Annotated in this window: 17 protein-coding genes and 1 pseudogene; 3 read left to right on the top strand and 15 right to left on the bottom strand. The window is 70.5% G+C overall.

The window, feature by feature from the left end:
- Positions 1-35: 35 nt before the first annotated feature.
- The 9 genes and pseudogenes from ACFX43_RS20700 to ACFX43_RS20660 all read right to left on the bottom strand — a co-directional run bounded on the left by ACFX43_RS20700 (position 36) and on the right by ACFX43_RS20660 (position 10,828).
- Positions 36-659: a flavin reductase family protein gene (locus ACFX43_RS20700; RefSeq protein ID WP_378834019.1), complete on the bottom strand. Its 624-nt coding sequence runs from the start codon at positions 657-659 to the stop codon at positions 36-38.
- 55 nt (positions 660-714) lie between these two features.
- On the bottom strand, positions 715-1,989 hold the full coding sequence (locus ACFX43_RS20695; protein ID WP_378834016.1) for a DUF222 domain-containing protein: 1,275 nt from the start codon (positions 1,987-1,989) through the stop codon (positions 715-717).
- A 390-nt stretch (positions 1,990-2,379) separates the two neighbouring features.
- Positions 2,380-3,684 carry a hypothetical protein gene (locus ACFX43_RS20690; RefSeq protein ID WP_378834013.1) on the bottom strand — a complete coding sequence of 435 codons (1,305 nt, stop codon included), beginning with the start codon at positions 3,682-3,684 and terminating at the stop codon, positions 2,380-2,382.
- Positions 3,685-3,723: 39 nt separating this feature from the next.
- Positions 3,724-4,110 carry a DUF6508 domain-containing protein gene (locus ACFX43_RS20685; protein WP_378841052.1) on the bottom strand — a complete coding sequence of 129 codons (387 nt, stop codon included), beginning with the start codon at positions 4,108-4,110 and terminating at the stop codon, positions 3,724-3,726.
- Positions 4,111-4,182: 72 nt separating this feature from the next.
- Positions 4,183-4,683 (bottom strand): annotated as a pseudogene (locus tag ACFX43_RS20680) (O-acetyl-ADP-ribose deacetylase); the annotation flags it as partial.
- Positions 4,680-7,163: a non-ribosomal peptide synthetase gene (locus ACFX43_RS20675; protein WP_378834010.1), complete on the bottom strand. Its 2,484-nt coding sequence runs from the start codon at positions 7,161-7,163 to the stop codon at positions 4,680-4,682. The gene ACFX43_RS20675 and the pseudogene ACFX43_RS20680, both read right to left, overlap by 4 nt.
- A gap of 79 nt (positions 7,164-7,242) precedes the next feature.
- Positions 7,243-8,280, bottom strand: a complete 1,038-nt coding sequence (locus ACFX43_RS20670) for an ABC transporter ATP-binding protein (protein ID WP_378834008.1) — start codon at positions 8,278-8,280, stop codon at positions 7,243-7,245.
- Complete coding sequence (locus ACFX43_RS20665) at positions 8,277-9,773, bottom strand: ABC transporter permease (protein WP_378834003.1); 1,497 nt, start codon at positions 9,771-9,773, stop codon at positions 8,277-8,279. Before ACFX43_RS20665 ends, ACFX43_RS20670 begins: the two co-directional genes overlap by 4 nt.
- 50 nt (positions 9,774-9,823) lie before the next feature.
- A complete protein-coding gene (locus ACFX43_RS20660) occupies positions 9,824-10,828 on the bottom strand; it encodes an iron ABC transporter substrate-binding protein (protein ID WP_378834000.1) in 1,005 nt (334 codons plus the stop codon).
- Positions 10,829-11,034: 206 nt separating this feature from the next.
- Here ACFX43_RS20660 and ACFX43_RS20655 point away from each other — a divergent pair, with 206 nt between their 5' ends.
- Positions 11,035-12,426: a purine-cytosine permease family protein gene (locus ACFX43_RS20655; protein ID WP_378833998.1), complete on the top strand. Its 1,392-nt coding sequence runs from the start codon at positions 11,035-11,037 to the stop codon at positions 12,424-12,426.
- 46 nt (positions 12,427-12,472) lie between these two features.
- On the opposite strand, the gene ACFX43_RS20650 is transcribed toward ACFX43_RS20655, so the two are convergent.
- The 5 genes from ACFX43_RS20650 to ACFX43_RS20630 form a co-directional block, all read right to left on the bottom strand.
- On the bottom strand, positions 12,473-13,390 hold the full coding sequence (locus ACFX43_RS20650; protein WP_378833995.1) for a LysR family transcriptional regulator: 918 nt from the start codon (positions 13,388-13,390) through the stop codon (positions 12,473-12,475).
- Positions 13,391-13,465: 75 nt separating this feature from the next.
- Entirely contained in the window at positions 13,466-14,914 is a 1,449-nt protein-coding gene (locus ACFX43_RS20645; protein WP_378833991.1) for an aspartate ammonia-lyase, read from the bottom strand.
- The gene (locus ACFX43_RS20640; RefSeq protein WP_378833988.1) at positions 14,911-16,050 is read right to left on the bottom strand and encodes a M20 family metallopeptidase; all 1,140 of its coding nucleotides are present in this window, start codon (positions 16,048-16,050) and stop codon (positions 14,911-14,913) included. Before ACFX43_RS20640 ends, ACFX43_RS20645 begins: the two co-directional genes overlap by 4 nt.
- A 4-nt stretch (positions 16,051-16,054) precedes the next feature.
- Entirely contained in the window at positions 16,055-16,723 is a 669-nt protein-coding gene (locus ACFX43_RS20635) for a DUF1028 domain-containing protein (protein ID WP_378833983.1), read from the bottom strand.
- A complete protein-coding gene (locus ACFX43_RS20630) occupies positions 16,720-17,172 on the bottom strand; it encodes a RidA family protein (RefSeq protein WP_378833979.1) in 453 nt (150 codons plus the stop codon). Before ACFX43_RS20630 ends, ACFX43_RS20635 begins: the two co-directional genes overlap by 4 nt.
- Positions 17,173-17,339: 167 nt before the next feature.
- Here ACFX43_RS20630 and ACFX43_RS20625 point away from each other — a divergent pair, with 167 nt between their 5' ends.
- Positions 17,340-18,599 (top strand): flavin-containing monooxygenase, encoded by a 1,260-nt coding sequence (locus ACFX43_RS20625; RefSeq protein ID WP_378833971.1) that lies wholly within the window; start codon positions 17,340-17,342, stop codon positions 18,597-18,599.
- Positions 18,600-19,250: 651 nt separating this feature from the next.
- Here ACFX43_RS20625 and ACFX43_RS20620 read toward each other — a convergent pair.
- A complete protein-coding gene (locus ACFX43_RS20620) occupies positions 19,251-19,880 on the bottom strand; it encodes a trimeric intracellular cation channel family protein (protein WP_378833968.1) in 630 nt (209 codons plus the stop codon).
- On the opposite strand from ACFX43_RS20620, the gene sepH reads away from it, so the two are divergent.
- Positions 19,783-21,096: a septation protein SepH gene (gene sepH, locus ACFX43_RS20615; RefSeq protein ID WP_378833963.1), complete on the top strand. Its 1,314-nt coding sequence runs from the start codon at positions 19,783-19,785 to the stop codon at positions 21,094-21,096. The two genes, ACFX43_RS20620 and sepH, sit on opposite strands and share 98 nt — an antisense overlap.
- Positions 21,097-21,201: the final 105 nt, after the last annotated feature.

Genomic DNA, 21,201 nt, shown 5'->3' with positions numbered 1-21,201 from the left:
CAATCCGGCGCTCGGATGTATCGATCCGGCGCCGGTCACCGGTAGAGCTCCTCGTCGATGCTCGCCAGCCGCGACGGGTGGACCCGCTCCCCCAGCCCGTAGAACTGCTGAAAGCTCATCACCAGCGGCCGCCAACGATCGGGGTCGATCCGGTGGTCGTGGCCGTCGAGGCGCAGCTCCGGTGCGACCCGCACCGCGGTGACCGCGACCTCGACGGCGAGCAGCTTCGGCTCACCGAGCTCGTGGAGCGCCGCGACCGTCCCCTCGATGTGCACCGGGCACTCCGCCACCGACGTCGGCAGCACCGTGTCGGATCCGTACGCCGTCAGCCCGGCATGCGCGTACTTGTCGGACACGTGCACATACCCGCGCTCGGCCTTCGCCGCGGACATCGCCGCATTGCCCGTGGTCAGCGCGAGCCGGTCGACCTGGGTGACCAGGTCGACGCCAGGAAGATTGAGCACGATCTCGGGCCGATCCCTCAGATTACGCGCGGTCTGCGACGACGCGCCGATCCCGAGAACCGCCGTACGTCCCAGCCAGAAGACCGACGACATCGGCATCAGGTTCGTGGTGCCGTCCTCGTTGAGAGTGGAGAGCAATACCACCGGCGTACCGAAGTAGAGGATGGCCGGATCGATGTCGACATGCGTACCCATGCCTCGAAACTAGGGGGCGTCACCGGCGACTTCCGGCGGGTATCCGACGACGCAGTCAGGGACGGCGGGTGAACCGAATCGTGCCATCGGGTAGTCGCTCATGGACGTACGCCGGGTTGTGCGCCAGACGGTGATGATGCGGGCACAACAACGCCCCGTCTTTGAGGTTGGTCTTCCCGCCGGCGGCCCAGGGGTCGAGGTGGTGGGCGTCGCACCATTCCGGTGGCATGTCACAGCCTTCGGCTTGGCAGCACTTCTGCTGCAACCGGAGCGCTTTGCGTTGGATGGGTTGGAAGAACCTGCTGCTCCGCCCGGCGTCGAGGACCTCACTGTCGCCGCCGAGGACCCAGGGGATGATGGTGGCGTTGCACGCCATCCGCCTGGCTTCCGCGGCGGAGATCGTGGCCCCGTTGGTCTCGTCGTAGCCCAGGGTCGCGACGCCGAGGTCTTTGCGGAGCTCCTCGAGGCTGATCACCACGTTGATCGTGGTCGCGTCGCCACCGTGGCGGGGCAGGGCGGCTGGGTCGACGGTCTCCAGGAGCCGCGAGAACCCCTGGCCCATCAACCGCTCCCAGGGAGGCAGCGGCGCACCCTTGCCGATGAGCTGCTGTTTGCGGGGTTGGGCCCAGGCTTCCACCAGCCGCTTGAACCTCATCCCGATCGAGACCGGGAGGACGCCGTCGAACCCGATGGTGCCGTCGTGGTTGTCCCAGACCCGTAGGGCGGTCTGCTGGTGGGCGCGTTCTTCCTCGGCGAGGAGGGCTTTGGCTTCGGCGTCTTCGAACCGGGCCGGGTCGACCTCGCACAGAATCCGCTTCCCCGCGATGCGGAGTTCGTTGGCGGTCAGCCGGGTGGCGTAGTCGACCAGCAGCTTCTCGGCCAGAACCAGGTCCTCGGCACTGGCGACCGGGTTGGTCTCGATCTTGTCGAGGGCCTGGGTGATCACCAGGGCCTTGTCCTGGGAGACGACACCTTCGGCGAGGCCGGCGGCGACGAGGTCGTACTTGGCGACACTGGCCGCGAGCTTGATCTGCGACCGCGCGACGGCCTTGTCGACCAAGAGCTCGGTCCGCATCCACCCCGAGGCATCCTTGGCACCGGTCTCTTCGGCGATGTCGCCGGCAGATGCGAGTACCCGGAGTCTGAGTGCAGCCTGTTGGGCCTGGAGCTTCTCCAGCCGTTCCAGCAGATCCTTCTTCTGCCCCGTGCGCCAATAGGCGGGATCGATGGCCAGCAACTCCTGCACGGCGGACTCGATGGCCTTCAAGGCAGCGTCGATCGCATCACCTGAGTTGGCGCCCCAGTGGTCGATCGAGCGGCCGAGACTCATCGCGTACCCTCCTCCAAAGAGGTGTTGTGATGGGTCTGATTCTACGCCATCCACCCTTCTCTGGCTATCTATTTCCCCAGGTCAAACGCTGTTTTCGCGGTGAGCGAACGCCCTAGCATCTGTGGATGGTAAGTGGCCCGAAGGGCCACCCTTCCGCCCCAGAAACCTGACCTTTCCCAGGCAAGAGTCCGCTGCGCCGCACCCGGGCCGCCGCCCCGATAGCCAGCCAAATCTTTTCTCGACGGGCGCCGGTGTCAAGGACCGCGAAGCGGCCGGCGAAGCCGGCGGCCGAAGGCCGTCCTTTACTCCGGGGTTCGTCGAGAAGACCCTCGAAGAAGGGTCGGCGGCCCACCCCAACCCCGAAGAAGTCCGGAGCAAGCGCCAGACCGATCACCCCCGCCACGCCCTCCAGATCGCGTCGAGCAAAGGCCGGACCTCCTCGCGCCGTTCGGATTCGGACACCTCGATCTCGTCCCCGGCGCTCCGGAAGGTGACCACTCGCCCCTCGTCGTCGCGGACAGTGACCAGCGTCCCGAAACCAGCGAGCGGCTTGATCACCCGAACCATGTCGGGCATCTCATCGATGGCCACGGTCAACGAGAAGTCGTCATCGGTGACCGTGAACGGCGCGTAGGCAGCCAGCCGCGGCGCCGCAGCAACTCGCTCAGCGACCACGTCCGGGGGTCCGGCGATCTGGAATCTCTCATCCCCGGCGACGGTGCCGGAGATCGAGATCCTGGTGAGACCGGCGGCCTCGGGCTCCCGTGCGACCTGCTGATGGATGGCGACGACGTCGTTCACGTCGACGCCACTGATCTGGAGGCCGCGAGCATCGCTGCTGACCGACCCCACCGACGAGAGCGCCGCCAGATCGAGGACGAGCTGAGCCGCAGGGACGTCCCGGCTCCACGCGCTGATCTTGCCGCCGCTGACGCTGACCTGCTGGCCGGGAATCTTGCGCGCGAGCTCGTCTGCCGCGACCACATCTTCGCCGCGACTCATCTCCAGCACCAGCGCGCCCGGCCTGATCGCATAGCCCACGACGTCGAGCCGATCCCGGATCTCGCGGAGGCCGGCGAGCGGCTCCGTCATCGAAACCGCTTCAGGCAACGTGTCGACGTGCTCCCAGTAGTCGGCCGCATCGGTGACGCTCTGATCTTCTCCGTGGGTCACCAGCACACCGGCGCGCTCACAGCCCGGCGTCGCGGCCCGGAGCGCAACCAAGCCGTCGTAGACCGTCACCGGATCCGTGCTCGCCTCCGCCTCGACGACACAGGCCTGAGACCCGGCACCGTAGGCGATCGTCGCGCTGTCCAGATCGGTGCGCTGCCGCACCTCGTCGAGCAACCGCAACCCGCTCACGTTGCTCTCCTCGGAGGGGCTCACCTGGAGATCGACGCGGTCGATCCCGAGAGTGAGCTCGTAGTCGGGACTCTCCCCGGACACGTAGGGCTCGAGGATCGCAGCGATCTCACCGGCCCGCGCGACGCTGATGCCGTCCTCCAGGACGATGGTTCCGCTGGCGTCACCCGCGAACGGCAGCACGTTGTTGCCCCCGACCTCCACCCGCTCGATGCCATCGACACCCTCGAGCCGCTCGCTCAGCTCATCGGCCAGCTGGTCGCCCCGGTTGGCCGCACACGACGACGCCATCAGCGCGATCGCGAGCGCCATGACGACAGTACGAGTGCTCACAATGCTTCCTTTCAGTCCCGAGACATGGGTCATCGCTGCTCAGCGCTCGCTCTCGAACCAGGTACGCAACCGAGCGACGATCGCGTCGATGGACCCATCTTGAAGAGCCCGCCCGAAGACACCGTCGTTGAACCGCTCACCACGAACGTAGACCGTCGCGAGCCGAGCAGCATCCGCGAACGGCGCGGCGCCGAGCAGCGAAGGATCGGAGAGCAGCGGATTGCCCCGCATCCACTTCATCCAGTCGATAGAAGAAGCGCCCGGGAGCGAGCGGTAGAGCTGACGGACCCGGTCGCTGTAGACGGGATACGGCGCCTGGATCGCGCCGCTCTCGGTCCTCTGACCACCACCCCAGGCGAAGTCACGGTCCTCGGCGGTCAGCGCGTCGGCCGCCTCGAAGGCCTCAAGCCACGTCGCCTCCGGCACGCTCCGCAGCTCAGCCTCGACCTGGGCATCGGAAGGATCGAGGGCCTCGTGGGCGCGGTCGAAGGTGTCGTACGCCTTCTGGTCGAAGAGCACGACACGCACCTCGTCGACAGAGGTCGGGACCCGGGCGAGGGTCCACAGGGAGACGTACGCAGCCTCGTCGAGCGGGTAGCGGTAGACGCCGGTCGAGATCGCCGGGAACGCGACCGTACGCGCCCCGAGCTCGTCGGCGACGCGGAGTGACTCGCGAAAGCACGAGGTCAGCAGGGTGATGCGATGTCCTGAGCCTGTCGAAGGGTTGTCCTGGCCTTCGGTGTATACCGGCCCGACCGTGTGGATCACCCACCGCGCCGGTAGATCCCCCGCCGTCGTCGCGACCGCCTGCCCGACGGGCAGGCCACCACTGAGGTCGCCCGCCCGCAGCCGTCGGCAGTCCTCGAGGATCGCGGGGCCGCCTCGCCGGTGGATCGCCCCGTCCACCCCTCCCCCGCCCAGCAGCGAGGAGTTGGCGGCGTTCACGACCGCGTCGACCTGCTGTTCGGTGATGTCCCCGCGTACGACCGTGATCCTCACGCCGTCAATCTAGCCACCCTGGCTCGGGCGCCCCAGGCCGCCGGGCCGAGCGCTGCGGCGACGCCGGCCGCGAGGGAGGCGAGGACGCCCAGCCATCCGAGCCCGGCGGCCTCCAGGCCGGGGTAGATCTGCCAGTGGACGAGGTAGATCCACAGCGACGACGCAGCGAGCACGGCGGCGAGCCGGGCCAGCGGCCAGGGCAGCAGGGGCGGCCACGGGACCAGCAGGACGAGGATGCCGAGGGCGACCGTGGCCTCCCGGACAGGGTCACCGAAGAAGCCGTACGTCGCGACCACGACCGTCGTCGCGACGAGCACACGCTGCCAGGGGCGCTGCGCCTCGGCCGCCGCCCATCCCAGCGCGAGGCACCACAGGACGCAGCCGATCGTGTAGCGCTCGGTGGCGCCGGCCTCGATGCCGACCCACAGGTACCGCACCGCGAGGGTCGCACCCACCGCCACGACAGCCGTGCCGAAGCGGTGGCGCCGCTGCCACCGGTCGAGGACGGGCACCAGCAGCAGGAGCGCGAGACCGGCGAAGGACCAGGTGATGACCTCCAGGAACCACAGCTGCCAGTCGCGGGTCCACTCGTCGCTGCCCAGCGCCTGGTTGAGCCCCAGTGCGGTCGGCCAGTGGTAGCGGTCGCTGACCAGAGCCACCGCTGCCACCCAGAGGGCCGCCGGGAGCGCGACCGCGGCGGCGCCCCGGAGCAGGCGACGCGCACGCAGGGTCCGGGTGGGAGCGGTGAGCCCGAAGCGGGCGAGGTTGAAGCCGGCCACCGCGAGCAGGATGTGCGCACCGCCGAGGAGGGTCCACACGTCCGCGTGGCTGCCGACGATGGCGACGATGGCCACCGCGCGCAGCAGCACCGGGATCTCGACGGGCCGCAGCCACCGCCGCGGGCTCCGCGCGCTCGCGGCGAGCTCGGCGATGCTCCGGTGCTGCCAGCCGGCGGGCAGGGTGCCGAGCCGCTCGCCGAGCTGGGTGGCGATCTCGACGAAGGAGAGCGAGTCGCCGCCGAGCGAGACGAAGCTGTCGGCCACCGTCGCATCTGGTCGCCGCAGCACCGTGGCATAGACCGTACGCAGCGCCTCGGCGTCCGATCCCTCCGCCAGCCCCGCATCTGGTGGCCCGGCCGCGTCCGCCACGCTCGCCCAGGCGTTGAGGGTGGCGTAGTCGACCTTGCCGTTCGGCGTACGCGGCACCTCCTCGATCGGGTGGACCTGGACCAGCGCGCGCGGCAGCGCCACGATGCCGTCCACGAGCCCTGGCAACCGGTCGACGGACCCCGGATCGTCGGTGAACAGGTGCAGTCGGGCGCCAGGAGCGACGGCTCGCACCGTCCCACACCCGGCCGAGGCCGCGAGCTCGGACTCGATCCGGTCGAGGTCGACGCGCAGCCCGAGGATCTTGCCGAACCGGCTGCGCCGGCCGGTGATCTCCCACAGCCCGTCGTCGGCCTGCCGGGCGAGGTCGCCGGTGCGGAGCTCGGTGAGCTCGGGTCCGCGGGCGAGGTCGGCGACGCTCTCGGCGTACCCCATCATCACGTTCGGCCCGGTGTAGACCAGCTCGCCGACGCCGTCCTCCAGGCCAGCACCTGCGCCGTCGACGGGATCGAGGCGGAAATGCCCGCCGGGGATCGGGATGCCGATCGCCTCGGGCCGGCTCGCGGCGAGTGCCGGTGGGAGGTAGGCCATCCGGGCGGTGGCCTCGGTCTGGCCGTACATCACGATCAGGTCCCAGCCACGCGACTCCCCCAGCGTGGCGTAGCGACGGACCGTCTCGGACGGCATCTTGCCGCCGGCCTGAGTGATGTAGCGCAGCGACGGCAGCGAGCGGTCGGCGAACCCTGAGGTGTCGAGCAGGTCGAAGGTGTAGGGAACGCCCGCGAACGAGGTCGCGCCGTGGCGCGCCACGACGTCCCAGAAGCACTCGTCGGCGACCGAGAGGTCGGTGAGGATCACCGCGGCTCCCACGCTCAGGTGGGAGTTGAGCACCGAGAGGCCGTAGCAGTAGTGCAGCGGCAGCGAGCTCATCGCCCGGTCGGCGGAGGTGAGCCCGAGGTAGGCCGCGATGCTGGCCGCGTTGGCGGCCAGGTTGTCCCGGGAGAGCCGGACCAGCTTCGGCGACCCGGTCGACCCCGAGGTCGACAGCAGCAGCGCGAGGTCGGGATGGAGATCGGCCCGGCCGTCGAACGCGGCCCGGTAGCGCATCCGCAGCTCGGCGTGATCACCTCCGGGCGGAGTCAGCAGCACCGGACGACGAGCGGCGAGGGCGGCGAGGTAGCCGATCACCGAGTCCAGGTCGTTGCCCGCCTCGAGCAGCACGACCCCGCAGGAGGGACCGTACGCGGCCGCCCGGTCCATCACCGCCTTCTCCAGCTCCGCGTAGGTGAGCGTCGTCTCGTCGGTGATGACCGCCGGGTCCCCCGGCCGCCCGTTCAGGAGCAGGTGCTCACCGGTGGCGATCGTCGAGCTCACGCCGCCACCTCCGTGGCAGAGCGGAAAGAACACGGACGCGGCGGCGTGACGATCTGATTGTTCGCTCGCTTGCGCTCGCTCATGGCGTCTCGCCGGCATAGCCGACCAGCGGCCCGACGACATCGAGCGTGAGCGTGGCTCCGATGTCCGGGATCCCGGTGCCCGGGACCCGAGCGGTCACGCGGACGTCATCGCTCAGCCGCACCCGGATGGTGGCGTCGTGGCCGAAGAAGGAGACCTCCTCGACGACGCCCTTGGTGCCGGAGGTGGCGTCGGCCGAGACCTGCACCTGCTCCGCGCGGACGACCAGCGTGACCGGCCCGGCGGGCAGCGGGGCGATGAGCGCGACCTCGCCTAGCGGGGAGTCGACCCGTCCGTCGACGCCGACCTCACCGGGAAGCAGCGTCGCCGAGCCGAGGAAGGCCGCGACCCCGGGATGCTCCGGTGTCAGGTAGACGTCGACCGCGGAGCCGACCTGCAGGAAGCGCCCGGCAGCCATCACGGCCACCTGGTCGGCGAGCGAGAGCGCCTCGCCCTGGTCGTGGGTGACCAGCAGCGCTGCCGCGCCGGCCGTACGCAGCGCCCGCACGACCGCGCGCCCGGACTCCTCGCGCAGCCCCGCGTCGAGCGAGGAGAACGGCTCGTCGAGGAGCACCAGGTGGGGCCGGGGCGCGAGCGCGCGGGCCACGGCGACCCGCTGCTGCTGGCCGCCGGAGAGCTCGTGGGGATGCCGATCGGCCAGGTCAGCCGGCAGCTCGAGCAGCCGGAGCAGCTCGGCCACGCGCTCCTGCCGCTCGGCTCGGGACACCGACCGGCGCAGCCCGAAGGCGATGTTGCCGCCGACGTCGAGATGCGGGAAGAGCGCGCCCTCCTGCGGGACGTACCCGATCCCGCGGCGGCGCGGCGCCAGCCCGGCGACCGAGCGCCCGCCGATCCTGATCTCGCCCGCGGTCGGCGTCATGAAGCCCGCCACGCACCGCAGCAGCGTGGTCTTGCCGCAGCCCGAGGCACCGAGCACGGCGGTCACGCCGCCCTCGACGGTCAGGTCGAGCCCGTCGAGCACCTCCCGCCGGCCGTGTCCGGCCCGCAACCCGCTGATCTCCAACGCGGCGGTCATCGCGCCTCTCCTCTCGACGAGCGACCCAGCAGGATGGTCGCCGGCATCGCGAGCAGCACCAGCGCCAGCGCATAGGGCGCGGCGGCGCCGTAGGCGACCGAGGACGCCTCGCTCCAGAACTCGGTGGCCAGCGTGGTGGTCCCGATCGGGGCCAGCAGCAGCGTCGCGGTCAGCTCCGTGGAGACCGCGAGCGCGACCATCGCGGTCGCCGTCGCCAGCCCGGGCAGGAGCAGCGGCAGGGTCACCCGGCGCATCGCACCGGCCCGGCTCAGCCCCAGGCTGAGCGCGACCTCCTCCAGCCGCGGCGGCACCAGCTCCAGCACCCCGCGCACGGCGACGAGCGCGCGTGGCAGGAACAGGATGACGTACGCCGCCACCAGCAGCGGCAGCGTCTGGTAGAGCCCTGGCACCCAGCCGATGGCGACGGTGACGAGGGCGAGCGCGACCACCACACCGGGCAGCGCGCTGGTGACGTACGCGACCCGCTCGACGCCCAGCGACCAGCTCGTCCGACGGCGGACGGCCTGCCAGACGACCGGCACCGCGGCGGCGGTCGCGACGACTCCGGCGACGGCGGCCAGCGCGATGCTGGTACCGGCGGCTGGCAGCAGGCGGCTCAGGTCGAGCTCGGCCGAGGCACCCCGGACCAGCCAGCGCACCAGACTCACGGCCGGCAGACCGACGGCCAGCGCGACGAAGATCCCGAGGGCGACGACAACCGGAGCGGTCCCCCGCCCCAGCCGCAGCCGGCTCGAGGGACGGGCGGCGCCGCTCCCCACGCGGGCACGCCGGGCCGGGCCGCGGGCCAGCATCTCCAGGGCGAGCAGCCCGAGACAGGCGAGCAGCAGCACGCCGGCCAGCAGGGTGGCCGCCGGACCGTTGAAGGCGGCGCCGTACTGCTGCAGGATCGCGGTCGTCAGGGTCGGGTAGTTGAGCAGCTGGAGCGCGCCGTACTCGGCCAGCAGGTGCAGCCCGACCAGCAGCGCACCACCGAGCACCGCTGGCGCGACGGTCGGCAGGACCACCCGGAGGAACACCTCCCGTGGCCGCCGCCCGAGGGAAGCGGCGACCTCCTCCAGCGACGGGTCGAGGCGTCGCAGCGCCGCCACCGTGGGCAGGTAGACCAGCGGGTAGTAGGAGAGCGAGACGACCAGCACGGCCCCGAGATAGGACTGGACCGCGTGGGTCGTCGCCACCCAGGCGTAGCCGTTGACGAAGGCTGGGATGGCCAGCGGCGCACACAGCGCTCCGTGCCACCAGCCGGCCAGGGGCAGCGAGGTCCGCTCGACCACCCAGGCGCCGCAGACCCCGAACACCACGGAGAGCGCAACCCCGCCGACCAGCAGCCTGCCGGTGTTCCACAGCAGCTCACCGATGCGCGGGCGGACCAGGAAGTCGTACGCCTCCGCCGGCCCCAGCGAGGCGGTCGACCACACCACGTACGCCACCGGAAGCAGGCAGACGGCGGCGATCGCGCCGGCAACCGTCGGCATCAGCCATCTCCCTGAGGAGGTGGCCGGAAACGTGCCGAGATGCACGCTGCTCAGAGGAAACCGACCTCCGTCATCATCTCGACCACGGCGTCGCTGTCGAGGTCGGAGACCGAGACGGCGGGCGGATCGAGCTCGGAGAACGGCTTGACCGGCGGGTCGAGCTGCACCTCGGGGTTCAGCGGGTACTCCAGCGCGTAGCTGTCGGCCAGCCCCTGCTGCCCGGTCTTGCCGGTGAGATAGCCGATGAACTTCTCGGCATCCGTCTTGTGCTCGGCCGATGCCAGCACACCCGCCCCGGAGACGCTCACGAAGGCGCCGGGGTCCTGGTTGCCGAAGAAGTGGAGCTTCGAGTTGTCGCTGACCTCGCCGGACTCGGCCTGGTCGCGATACCAGTAGTAGTGGTAGATGACGCCGACCGGCACCTCGCCTGCGTTGACCGACTCGAGCACCACGTTGTTGCCGTCGTAGACGGTGCCGTTGGCCTTGATCCCCTCCAGCCATGCCTTCGTGGCCGCCTCGCCCTCGGTGGCCAGGACTCCGGCGACGATCGCCTGGAAGTCGGCGCCGGTCGGCGAGAAGGAGATCTTGCCCTTCCACTCCGGCTCGGCCAGGTCGAGCAGCGAGGCGGGCAGCTCGGCCTCGGTGATCTGGTCGGTGTTGTAGACCAGCACGGTGGAGCGGGCCACGAACCCGGTCCAGGCGTTGCTCTCCGGCCGGTACTGCTGCGGGATCGGCGCAGTCACGTCGTCCGGCAGGGTGGCCAGCAGGCCCTCACGCTCGACCGCGGCCATCGCCGGGGAGTTCTCGGTGAGGAAGACGTCGGCCGGCGACTTCTCGCCCTCGGCGACCAGCTGCGCGGCGAGCTCGAGGTCCTTGCCGTTGCGCAGCTCGACGTCGATCCCGGTCTCCTTCTCGAACGCGGGCACCAGCTCCTCCATGAGCTGCTCGTGCTGAGCGTTGTAGACGACCAGCGCGTCGCCGGAGGAGCAGGAGGTGAGCGTCGCCCCGAGAAGGGCAACCGAGACCGAGACCACAACAGCTGAGATAGGCTTCACGGCCGTCCTTTCAATTGGTAAGCCTCACCTTAGGAAGGTTTACCTAAGATCGCGAACGCGAGAGTACCCGGTGTCCGGCCGGCGCTCGGTCTCGTATCGAGCGAGCATCGGTTCTGCTGATGCATTGCGCCAAAAGGATTCGTTTGCCAGAGGAACAGGCGAGTCACGACCATGGTGGGGCGCCTCACACCCTTTGGAGAATGACCATGTCTGACCAGCCAGTCGTCGAGAAGCACACCATCGGCTACGTCCCACCCGAGGACCGCCATGGCAAGGTGCGCGACCTCTTCACCCTGTGGTTCGGGACCAACATCGCTCCCCTGCCCGTCGTCACCGGTGCCGCCGGCGTCACCGTCTTCGGCCTCGATCTGTTCTGGTGCGTCGTCGCCATCGTGGTCGGCCACCTCGTGGGCGGTGTCTTCATGGCACTGCACTCGGCGCAGGGCCCGCAGATGGGCATCCCGCAGATGATCCAGAGCCGCGGCCAGTTCGGCTCCTACGGGGCACTGATCGTCGTGGTGATCGCGGCCGTGATGTACCTGGCCTTCTTCGCCTCCAACATCGTCCTCGCGGGCCAGTCGCTGCACGGCATCGCCGACCCGATCCCGGTCGAGGCAGGCATCGTCCTCGGGGCCCTCGGCTCCGGCCTGATCGCCGTGATCGGCTACAAGGTGATCCACTCCCTCAACAAGGTCGCCACCTGGGTCCTCGGCATCGGGATCGTGCTCGGCACCGTCGCGATCTTCGTCTCCGGCCTGCCCGCGGGCTTCTGGACGCAGGGCGGCTACAGCACCGCCGGCTTCCTCGCGACGGTCTCGCTGGGTGCCCTGTGGCAGATCGCGTTCGCGCCGTACGTCTCGGACTACTCGCGCTACCTGCCGGCGAGCGTCGGAGTGAAGGCGACCTTCACCGCCACCTACCTCGGCTGCACCCTCGGCTCGATCCTGCCCTTCGTCTTCGGCGCGATCGTGGCGCTGGCGATGAAGCCGGGCGTCGAGGTCATGACCGGGGTCCGCGACACCACCGGTGCGTTCGGTACGCCGCTGCTCGTCCTGTTCCTGCTCTCGGTGATCAGCCACAACGCGCTCAACCTCTACGGCACCGTGCTCTCGGTCATCACCTGCGTGCAGACGTTCGTCGCCAGCTGGATCCCGACCGCCCGCAGCCGCGTGGTGCTCTCACTGGTGGTGATGGCCGCCTCGACGTACTTCGCCATCGGCGTGTCCGGCAACTTCATCTCGCACTTCGTCGACATCGTGCTCGCGCTGCTCGTCGTGCTGGTCCCGTGGACCGCGATCAACCTGATCGACTTCTACCTGATCCACCGCGGCAACTACGACCTCGACTCGATCTTCGCGGCCGACGGCGGCATCTACGGCCGCTTCAACGGGCAGGCGATCCTCGCCTACGTGATCGGCATCGTCGTCCAGATCCCGTTCATGGCGACGCCGCTCTACACCGGGCCGGTCGCGGACAGGCTCAACGGCGCGGACCTGAGCTGGATCATCGGCCTGGTCGCCACCGCGCCGATCTACTACCTGCTGGCGCGCGGCCGCAAGCTCGCGCCGAGCGAGATGGCGCTCGCCTCGCACGCCTGAGGCACAGCGCCCCAGCCATCAGCACTCACTCGGCGGGGAGGTCGCGTCAGCGGCCTTCCCGCCGTCGTGCTGCTCGGCCCGAGGAGCGGACGAACGCCTGGGCGCGGGCGGTGAGGCGTACGCCCTTCATCGAGGCCAGCACGACCTCGAGGGGTTCGACCGGGTCGGTGATCTCGAGGGTCACGATCTGCGCACCGTCGTACGTCGTGTCGCTGGCCGGGCGCTGGTTGAGGACCGACCAGCCCTGGCCGTTGGCGACCATCGCCCGGACAGTCTCGAAGCCGGCGCTGCGGTGGCGGATCTGCGGGCGGAATCCGGCAGACTCGACGAGCCGCTCGAAGTACTGCCCGCTGTGCGGCAGGTCGAGGAGCACCATCGGCTCCTCCTCGAGCTCGGCGAGCGCGACCTTCTTGCGGCGCGCCAGCCGGTGGCCCTTGCCGATGAGGACGTACGGCGCCGCGAGGCCGACCCGGACGTGGTCGATGTCGTCGTCGAGGTCGTAGCCGTACATGAGCGCCAGCTCGCAGCTGCCCGAGCGCAGCGCGTGCTTGAGCGCGGCGTGCTCGTCCTCGACGACGGAGACGTGGATGCCAGGGTGGTCCTGCTCGCAGGCGGCCAGCAGCCGCGGCAGCTCGAACGGGCCCAAGGTGGTGAAGCAGCCGATGGCGAGGTCGCCGACGAGCGCCTGGCCGGCGGAGCGTGCGACCTCGACCAGCTCGCTGGTGTGGACGAGGTAGCTGCGCAGCTCGCGGAAGAACTCCTCGCCGGCGGCAGTGAGGGTCAGGCCGCGCGCGTGGTGGCGCAGCAGCAGCTGGACGCCCAGCTCCTTCTCCAGCTGGGCGACGGCCGTCGAGACGGCCGACTGCGAGACCACGAGCTGCCGCGACGCGGCGGTCATGCTGCCCAGCTCCGCAGCCGCGGCGAAGTAGCGCAGCTGGGTCAGGGTGAAGGACGGCTCGGCCATGCGGGACATCCTGCCCGAACTAGAGATCGCGCAGGTAGGGGGCGCGTAGCAGGCGGCCCCTGCCTGCGCGATCTCTCACTCTCGTTTGGCCCCGTTGACGCTGTCGACGCCGGTTGCGTCGAGGTTCGCGAGCGTCTCGGGACGCAGCAGCGCGTCGAGCACGACCGGGTCGAGCCCACCGGCGGCAAGAGCCAGATCCCGTACGTCGCCGGCACCGCTCAGCGCGGCCTTGGCGATCTCGGCGGAGCGCGCGTAGCCGAGCAGCGGGGTCAGTGCGGTGGCGAGGCCGGCGTTGCCGGCGGCAGCGGCGGCGAGCTTGGCGGCGTCGACGGTGATCCCGTCGACGCACATCTCCCGCAGCGAGTCGAAGGCGGCGGCGGTCCAGGTGAAGCCCTGGAGCAGCCCGTGCGCCATCACCGGTTCGAACGCGTTGAGCTGGAGCTGGCCGCCCTCTGCCGCCATGGTGACGGTGAGGTCGTTGCCGATCACCCAGAAGGCGACCTGGTTGACCATCTCCGGGATGACCGGGTTGACCTTGCCGGGCATGATGCTCGACCCGGCCTGGCGGGCAGGGAGCTGGAGCTCGCCGAGCCCGGCCTGCGGGCCGGAGCTGAGCAGCCGGAGGTCGTTGCAGATCTTGGACGCCTTGACGACGATCCGCTTCAGCACGCTGGAGACCTGCACGAACGCGCCGGTGTCGCTGGTCGCCTCGACCAGGTCTCCCGCACCCACCACCGGCAGTCCGGTGATCTCGGCGAGGTGCCGGACGGCGAGCCGCCGGTAGCCGGGGTGGGCGGTGATCCCGGTGCCGATCGCGGTGGCGCCGAGGTTGATCTCGCACAGCAGCACTCGCGAGTCGGCCAGCCGGGCCAGCTCCTCGCGCAGCGTGATGGCGAAGGCGCCGAGCTCCTGGCCGACCGTCATCGGGACGGCGTCCTGGAGCTGCGTACGGCCGATCTTGGGGACCGCGCGGAACTCGGCCGCCTTGCGGGCGAAGGAGTCGGCGAGGGCCTCGGTGGACTCGACCAGGCGGTCGATCGCCCCGACCAGGGCGAGCCGGACGGCGGTCGGGTAGACGTCGTTGGTCGACTGGCAGCGGTTCACGTGGTCGAGCGGGTGGATCTCGTCGTAGCTGCCGAACGGCAGGCCGAGGATCTCGAGCGCGCGGTTGGCGACGACCTCGTTGGCGTTCATGTTGGTCGAGGTGCCGGCGCCGCCCTGGATCACGTCGACGACGAACTGGTCGTCGAGCTTTCCGTCGCGGACGTCCTGCGCGGCGGCGGCGATGGCACCGTGGCGGCGGTCGTCGAGCAGGCCGAGCTCGTGGTTGGCGCGGGCGGCGGCGAGCTTGACCGCGCCGAGGGCGGCGACCAGCGAGCGGTGGCTCCCGACGGTCGTGCCGCTGATCGGGAAGTTCCGCAGCGCGCGGGCGGTGTGCACGCCCCAGTAGGCGGTCGCCGGGACCTCGAACGGGCCGAGCGAGTCTTGCTCGGTGCGGGTCGGCGGGGCGTCGACGGTGGTCATCGTGCGGCCGCCTCCTCGGCGACGTCGAGCGCGGTCCAGGCCAGCGCGGTCGCGGCGTCGAGGAGCGCCTTCTCGGCGTCCCCGCCGACGCAGTGCGCGGCGAACTCGGGCTGGTGGTTGAGGGCGGTCCCGGAGTTGATGCCGACGTAAGGGTGGATCGCGTTCACGACCTGGGAGACGTTGCCCATGTCGGTGGAGGCTCGGTTCATCCGGCGAGCGGGAGTCCCCGGGTCGAAGACCCGGCCGATCTCCTCGGCATTGCGCCGGTACGCCGCCAGAGCCGGTGCGAAGGTGCGGAACTCGGCGTACGGCTTGCTCTCCGGCTCGACGGTGAGCGTCGCGCCGGTGGCGAGCGCGCCGGCCTCGAAGCAGCGCCAGACCTTCTCCTCGGTCTCGGCGAACTGGGCGAGGCTCTCGGCGCGGACGTACCAGCGGCCCTCGGTCCGCGCGGGGATGGCGTTGGGTGCCTCTCCCCCGTTGGTCATCACGCCGTGCACACGCACGGTCGGCGGCAGCTGCTGACGGAGCAGGCCGATCGCGACCTGGGCGATGGTGAAAGCGTCGGCGGCGTTGACGCCCTGCTCGGGATAGGCCGCCGCGTGGGCTGCCTTGCCGCGGTACTCGACGTGCGAGTGCGACACCGCGAACGGCTCGGCCTCGGCGACGTCGACGGGAGCGGGGTGGGCCATCATGGCCAGGTCCAGGCCGGCGAACGCGCCGCGCTCGAGCAGCTCGATCTTGCCGCCACCGCCCTCCTCGGCGGGGGTGCCGTAGACCTCGATCGTGAGCCCCGCGGCGTCTGCCAGCGGGGCCAGCGCACGGGCGGCGCCGACGGTGATCGCGGAGATCAGGTTGTGGCCGCAGGCGTGGCCGAGGCCGGGGAGGGCGTCGTACTCGGCGCACAGGCCGAGCCGGAACGGGCCGCTGCCGAAGGTCGCCAGGAAGGCTGTCTCCAGCCCGAGGTAGGCCGGGGTGACGGTGAACCCGGCCTCCTCGAGGGACTCGGCGACCCAGCGCGAGGAGCTGTGCTCCTCCCAGCCGGTCTCGGGGTTCGCGTGCAGCTGCTCGGAGAGCCGGATCAGACGCTCGGCGTCGCTGCCGACGGTGGTCGCGGCGTACTGCTTCGAGGTGGTCATCGACTCACTCGTCCCCGGGCACGCCGTAGGACGGGGCGGCGGTGGGGTCGAGGCCGCGGGTCACGTAGTCGTCGCGCTGCGGCATCCAGACCTTCAGCAGGTCGCGGAGCTCCTCGACCGGGCGCTCGCTCCAGTCGACGCGGAGGTCGGTGACCCGCCAGGCGACGTCGCGTACGACCGACAGGCCCGCCGAGTGCAGCGGTCCGGCCTCGCCGCCGGCGGCCAGCCCCGCCTCGAGGGCGGTCAGCAGCCGCTCCTCGAGATCGCCTGGGGCGGCCTCGAAGCCCGCGACGACGGCGTCGACGACCTCGGTGCCGGCCAGCAGATTGCCGGCGGCGACGACCTGCGGCGCGACGGCGTGGTGGTGGATGCCGAGCGACCCCGACCCGCTGTACGCAGCACCGGCGCCGTCGAGTCCGAGCACGGTTAGCTGGCGGTGGTCGATGTGCTCGCGGCCCTGGGTGACCGACGCGAGGGCTGCCCGGGCGTCGAGCCCCGAGGCGAGCGCGTCGAGCAGCTCGGTGCCCAGCCGGGGGTCGGTGATGTTCTGCGACGAAGCGCCACCGACGCCGGGGCGTAGGTGGATGCAGCGCGCGGCGACGGCCGGGCTGGAGGAGGTCACGGCGATGCCGACGGCGCCCTTGCCGTCGGTGGCGAGGACGGAGAAGGTCACTGCTGTTCCCCCGGGATCACGGCGATCGCGTCGACCTCGACCAGCCACTCCGGGCGGGCCAGGGCGGAGATCACCAGACCGGTGGAGATCGGGTGCACGCCCTTCGTCCAGCGGCCGATCGTCCGGTACACCGTCTCGCGGTAGCGCGGGTCGACGATGTAGATGGTGAGCTTGACCAGGTGCTCCATCTCGGCACCGGCCTCCTCGAGCAGCATCTTGATGTTGGCCATCGCCTGCTCGGTCTGCGCCTCGACGTCGCCGATGCCGACAGAATCGCTGGTGTCCAGGTCCTGCCCGATCTGACCGCGCACGTAGACGGTGTTGCCCGCGACGACGGCCTGGCACAGGTCGTTGTCGAGGTTCTGCTCGGGGTAGGTGACGCTGGTGTTGAACGGGCGGATGCGGGTGTGTCCGCCGACGACGATGCTGCTGGGTTTGTTGGTCTCCACGACGACCAGTCCACCTCGTCCCGGAGCATGTGTCCAACAGATGTTTCCAAGGACTATCGTCAATGAAACAGATGCAATGGTGTTGCCCCGATTGCATCTGTCGATCCGATGGGTAAGGCCAACAACATCTGTTGGACATGACCAAGGCCGCGGCTCAGGATTTCGGTATGGCAAACGAAGAGATCGAGGTCCTCGTAGTCGGCGCCGGCCAGGCCGGAGTGGCGATGAGCGAGCACCTGAGCGACAACGGCGTCCCCCATCTCGTGCTGGAGCGTGACCGGATCGCGGAGCGCTGGCGCACGATGCGCTGGGACTCGCTCGTCGCCAACGGCCCCGCCTGGCACGACCGGTTCCCGGGCCTGGAGTTCCAGGACGTCGACGCGGACGCGTTCGCCACCAAGGACCAGGTAGCCGCCTACTTCGAGGCGTACGCCGAGAAGATCGCCGCCCCGATCAGGACCGGCGTCGAGGTCACCTCGGTGACCCGTCACCAGGGCCGTCCGGGCTTCCGGGTCGAGACCTCCGACGGCGTCATCGACGCGCGGTTCGTCGTCGCCGCGACCGGCCCGTTCCAGCGGCCGGTCTACCCGCCGATCGTCCCCGACGGCGCGGTCGTTCGGCAGCTGCACTCGAGCGACTACCGCAACCCCGACCAGCTTCCCGAGGGCAACGTCCTCGTCGTCGGCGCCGGCTCCTCCGGCGTCCAGATCGCCGACGAGCTGCAGCGCTCGGGCCGCCAGGTCCACCTCTCGGTCGGCCCCCACGACCGTCCCCCGCGCAGCTACCGCGGCCGCGACTTCTGCTGGTGGCTCGGCGTCCTGGGCCTCTGGGACCTCGAGACCCCGGCCGCCGGCGCGGAGCACGTCACCATTGCCGTCAGCGGCGCCCGCGGCGGCCACACCGTCGACTTCCGCGCCCTCGAGGCGAGCGGGATCCAGCTCGTCGGCATGACCGACCGATTCGATGCCGGCATCCTCACCTTCCGCGAGGACCTGGCCGAGAACATCGCCCAGGGCGACGCCAACTACCTCGCCCTCCTCGACGCCGCCGACGAGTACGTCACCCGCAACGGCATCGACCTGCCCGAGGAGCCCGCGGCCCGCGAGCTCGGCCCCAGCCCGTCGGCCGCCACCGCTCCGCTGCTCTCCCTCGACCTGGCCGAGGCCGGCATCACCACGGTGATCTGGGCGACCGGCTTCGCGACCGACTACGGCTGGCTCCAGGTCGACGCGCTCGACGAGAACGGCCGCCCGGTCCACCGCCGCGGCGTCTCCACCGAGCCAGGCGTCTACTTCGTCGGTCTCCCCTGGCTCTCCCGTCGCGGCTCGTCCTTCATCTGGGGCGTGTGGCACGACGCCAAGCACGTCGCCGGCCACATCGCGACGCAGCGGAGCTACGCGGCGTACGACCGTCAGGCGCGCGGCTGATCCACGGCGGCCAATGGTGCCTGAGTTCCAGCGCGGGTGGGGCCAATACGGTGTCTGGGTTGGGAGATTTAGAAGCAGGGTGTCTGGGGTGGGTGCCATTTGGCTGTCTTGCGGGCTTCCAGCAGCGGTCTGGCTTCGGCTTGGGATACNGCCGCCGCCGAGCACCTCGTCCATCGTCTGGACGAGGTGCTCGGCGCGGGGCAGCCCGAGGATGCGTACGTCATCAGCACCCATGTCGTGCGCGAGCCGACCGGCCGCTTCGTCGCCGTCCTGGACTGGCCCGGTGGCCCGGCGATCGAGGAGCTGACCGCGCTCCTCGCGGACCAGCTCCCCCAGGCGTACGTCACCCCCGACTCCCCCGCGATCGAGGAGGCCGCCGCGCGCAGCGCCGGGCGGCTGGCGCGCTACCCGGGACGCACCGCGATCGAGACCGTGACCACGGTGGCCGCGGTCGAGGCGGACAGCGTCGTCGACGCCGTCGAGGGCCTGGCCGGGATCTCGCTGGAGCCGGGCGACACCCTCGATCTCACCGGGTTCGCGCGGCCGGTGTGGCGCGAGGGGCGCTGCGTACTCCTGGTCCAGCGCTCCGCCACCGGTCTGGTGCCGTTCGAGGTGCGGCACCAGATCCCCTGCTGCTCGGACCACTGAGGTTCAGACCGACGCGGAGCCTCGCGGCAACGGCGCCTCCCAGTGGCGCCACATCGCCAGCAGCCGCCACCCGGCGCAGACGGCGAAGGCGGCAGTCATCACCAGCGGCTGCGGCAGCGCGAGGAACAGGCCGAAGGCCACGATCGCGGCGCCGGCGAAGGCCGGGATGGCGTAGAAGACGCTGCGGCGCAGGATGATCGGCACCTGGCCGGCGAGCACGTCGCGGAGCACCCCGCCGCCCACGCCGGTGGCCAGCCCCATGATCGCGGCCGACAGCGGGGAGAGCCCGAAGTCGAGCGCCTTGACCGCCCCGGCGATGACGAACAGGCCCAGGCCCAGGGCGTCGAAGACGTTGATCAGCGGCCCGAGCCGGCCCAGCGCGGGATGGAAGTAGAAGGCCAACAGACCGGCCGCCATCGGCACCACGAGGTAGCGCCAGTCGGAGAGCGCGGCGACCGGGGTCGCGCCGATGGCCATGTCACGCAGGAAGCCGCCGCCGAGGCCGGTGACACAGGCGAGGACGATCACGCCGAAGATGTCGAGCTCCTTGCGGACCGCCATCAGGCCGCCGGAGATCGCGAAGACGAAGCACCCGACCAGGTCGAGCACGAGGAGGGTCAGCGTCTGTTCCACCGCCAAATGGTCGCCTCGTTCGTCCCAAAAACCCCAAATGCCACGGCCACGCCGCACGGCCACCCAATACGATGCAGGTCTGTGGCGTAGGGTCGTCACAACCGTATCTAGAATTGAGAAGAGGATGTCAGCCGAAGGATTGCCCCTGACTCCGGGCCAGCTCGAAGAGCAGGCTCCGGATGAGGCTGGACCCGTCCTTCTGCGGCTCATCTCGGTCAGTGACGATGGTTTACGCATGCTTCTCGTCGACGACGAGGACCGTGAATACACCGCCGACATCGACGACCGTCTCCGTGCAGCACTCGAGGCTGTGTCGACCCGCCGATCGGAGCAAACCGTGAACAAGACCCCGAGCAGCAGCCTGCGGCCCCGTGACATTCAGACCCGTATTCGTTCGGGCGAGAGTGCCGAGGAGGTCGCCGCTGTCGCCGGCACCACGGTCGAGAAGATCTTGGCCTTCGCCGGTCCCGTCCTCGCCGAGCGCGAGCACATGGCACAGCGCGCCCAGCAGGCTTCCGTGCGCCGTCGGCCCGGTGAGGCCGCCAGCACCGCCCGCACCCTGGGCGAGGCGGTCAGCGCCCATTTCCAGACGATGTACATCAACCCCGAGTCGGTCAACTGGGACTCCTACCGGCGTCCTGACGGGCGCTGGAAGCTCACCGGTGAGTACGAGACCCCCGATCGCTCCGGCATCGCCGAGCTGACCTACGACGCCCCCGGCAACTTCGTCGAGCTCGACAACGACGACGCCCGCTGGCTGACCGGCGAGAAGCTCGAGGCCACGGCGCCCGAGCCGGAGCCGATCACCGACGACATGCTCGCCGCCCGGCGTCGTCGCGCACAGAGCTCGACCCCGGCGAGCCCGGCCGCGCAAGCTCCGGCAGCGCCCGCCCCGGCACCGGCTCCGGTCACTCCTCCCCCGGCTCCCCAGCCGGTCAAGGAGGCCAAGCCGGCCAAGACGGCTCAGGTCGATGTCGACACGCCGCTCGAGGCGTTCCTGGGCGACGAGACCCCGACCGGGAAGCAGGCGCCGGTCCCGGCCGAGCCCGAGCTCGAGCCGACGGTCGTCGAGCCCGCGGCCGCCGACGCTCCGGCCGATCCCGAGCAGTCCGAAGAGGCTGAGCCGAAGCCGGCGAAGAAGTCGTCCGCGCGCCGCAAGCGCGCCTCGGTCCCGAGCTGGGACGAGATCATGTTCGGCGGCGGCAAGTCGGAGTGAACCGACTGGTGTGAACCCGTTCACGGACCGGCCATCGGCCGGTCCGTGTTACGTCGGCGACCCGACCCGACAGAGTCGGCAGCGGGTCGGGCGCAGTTCACGCGC

The organism is Nocardioides sp. YIM B13467, from assembly GCF_042788075.1.
GTDB lineage: Bacteria > Actinomycetota > Actinomycetes > Propionibacteriales > Nocardioidaceae > Nocardioides.
The sequence above is the reverse complement of the archived record's forward strand: the minus strand, read 5'-3'. Positions and strand labels throughout refer to the sequence as shown.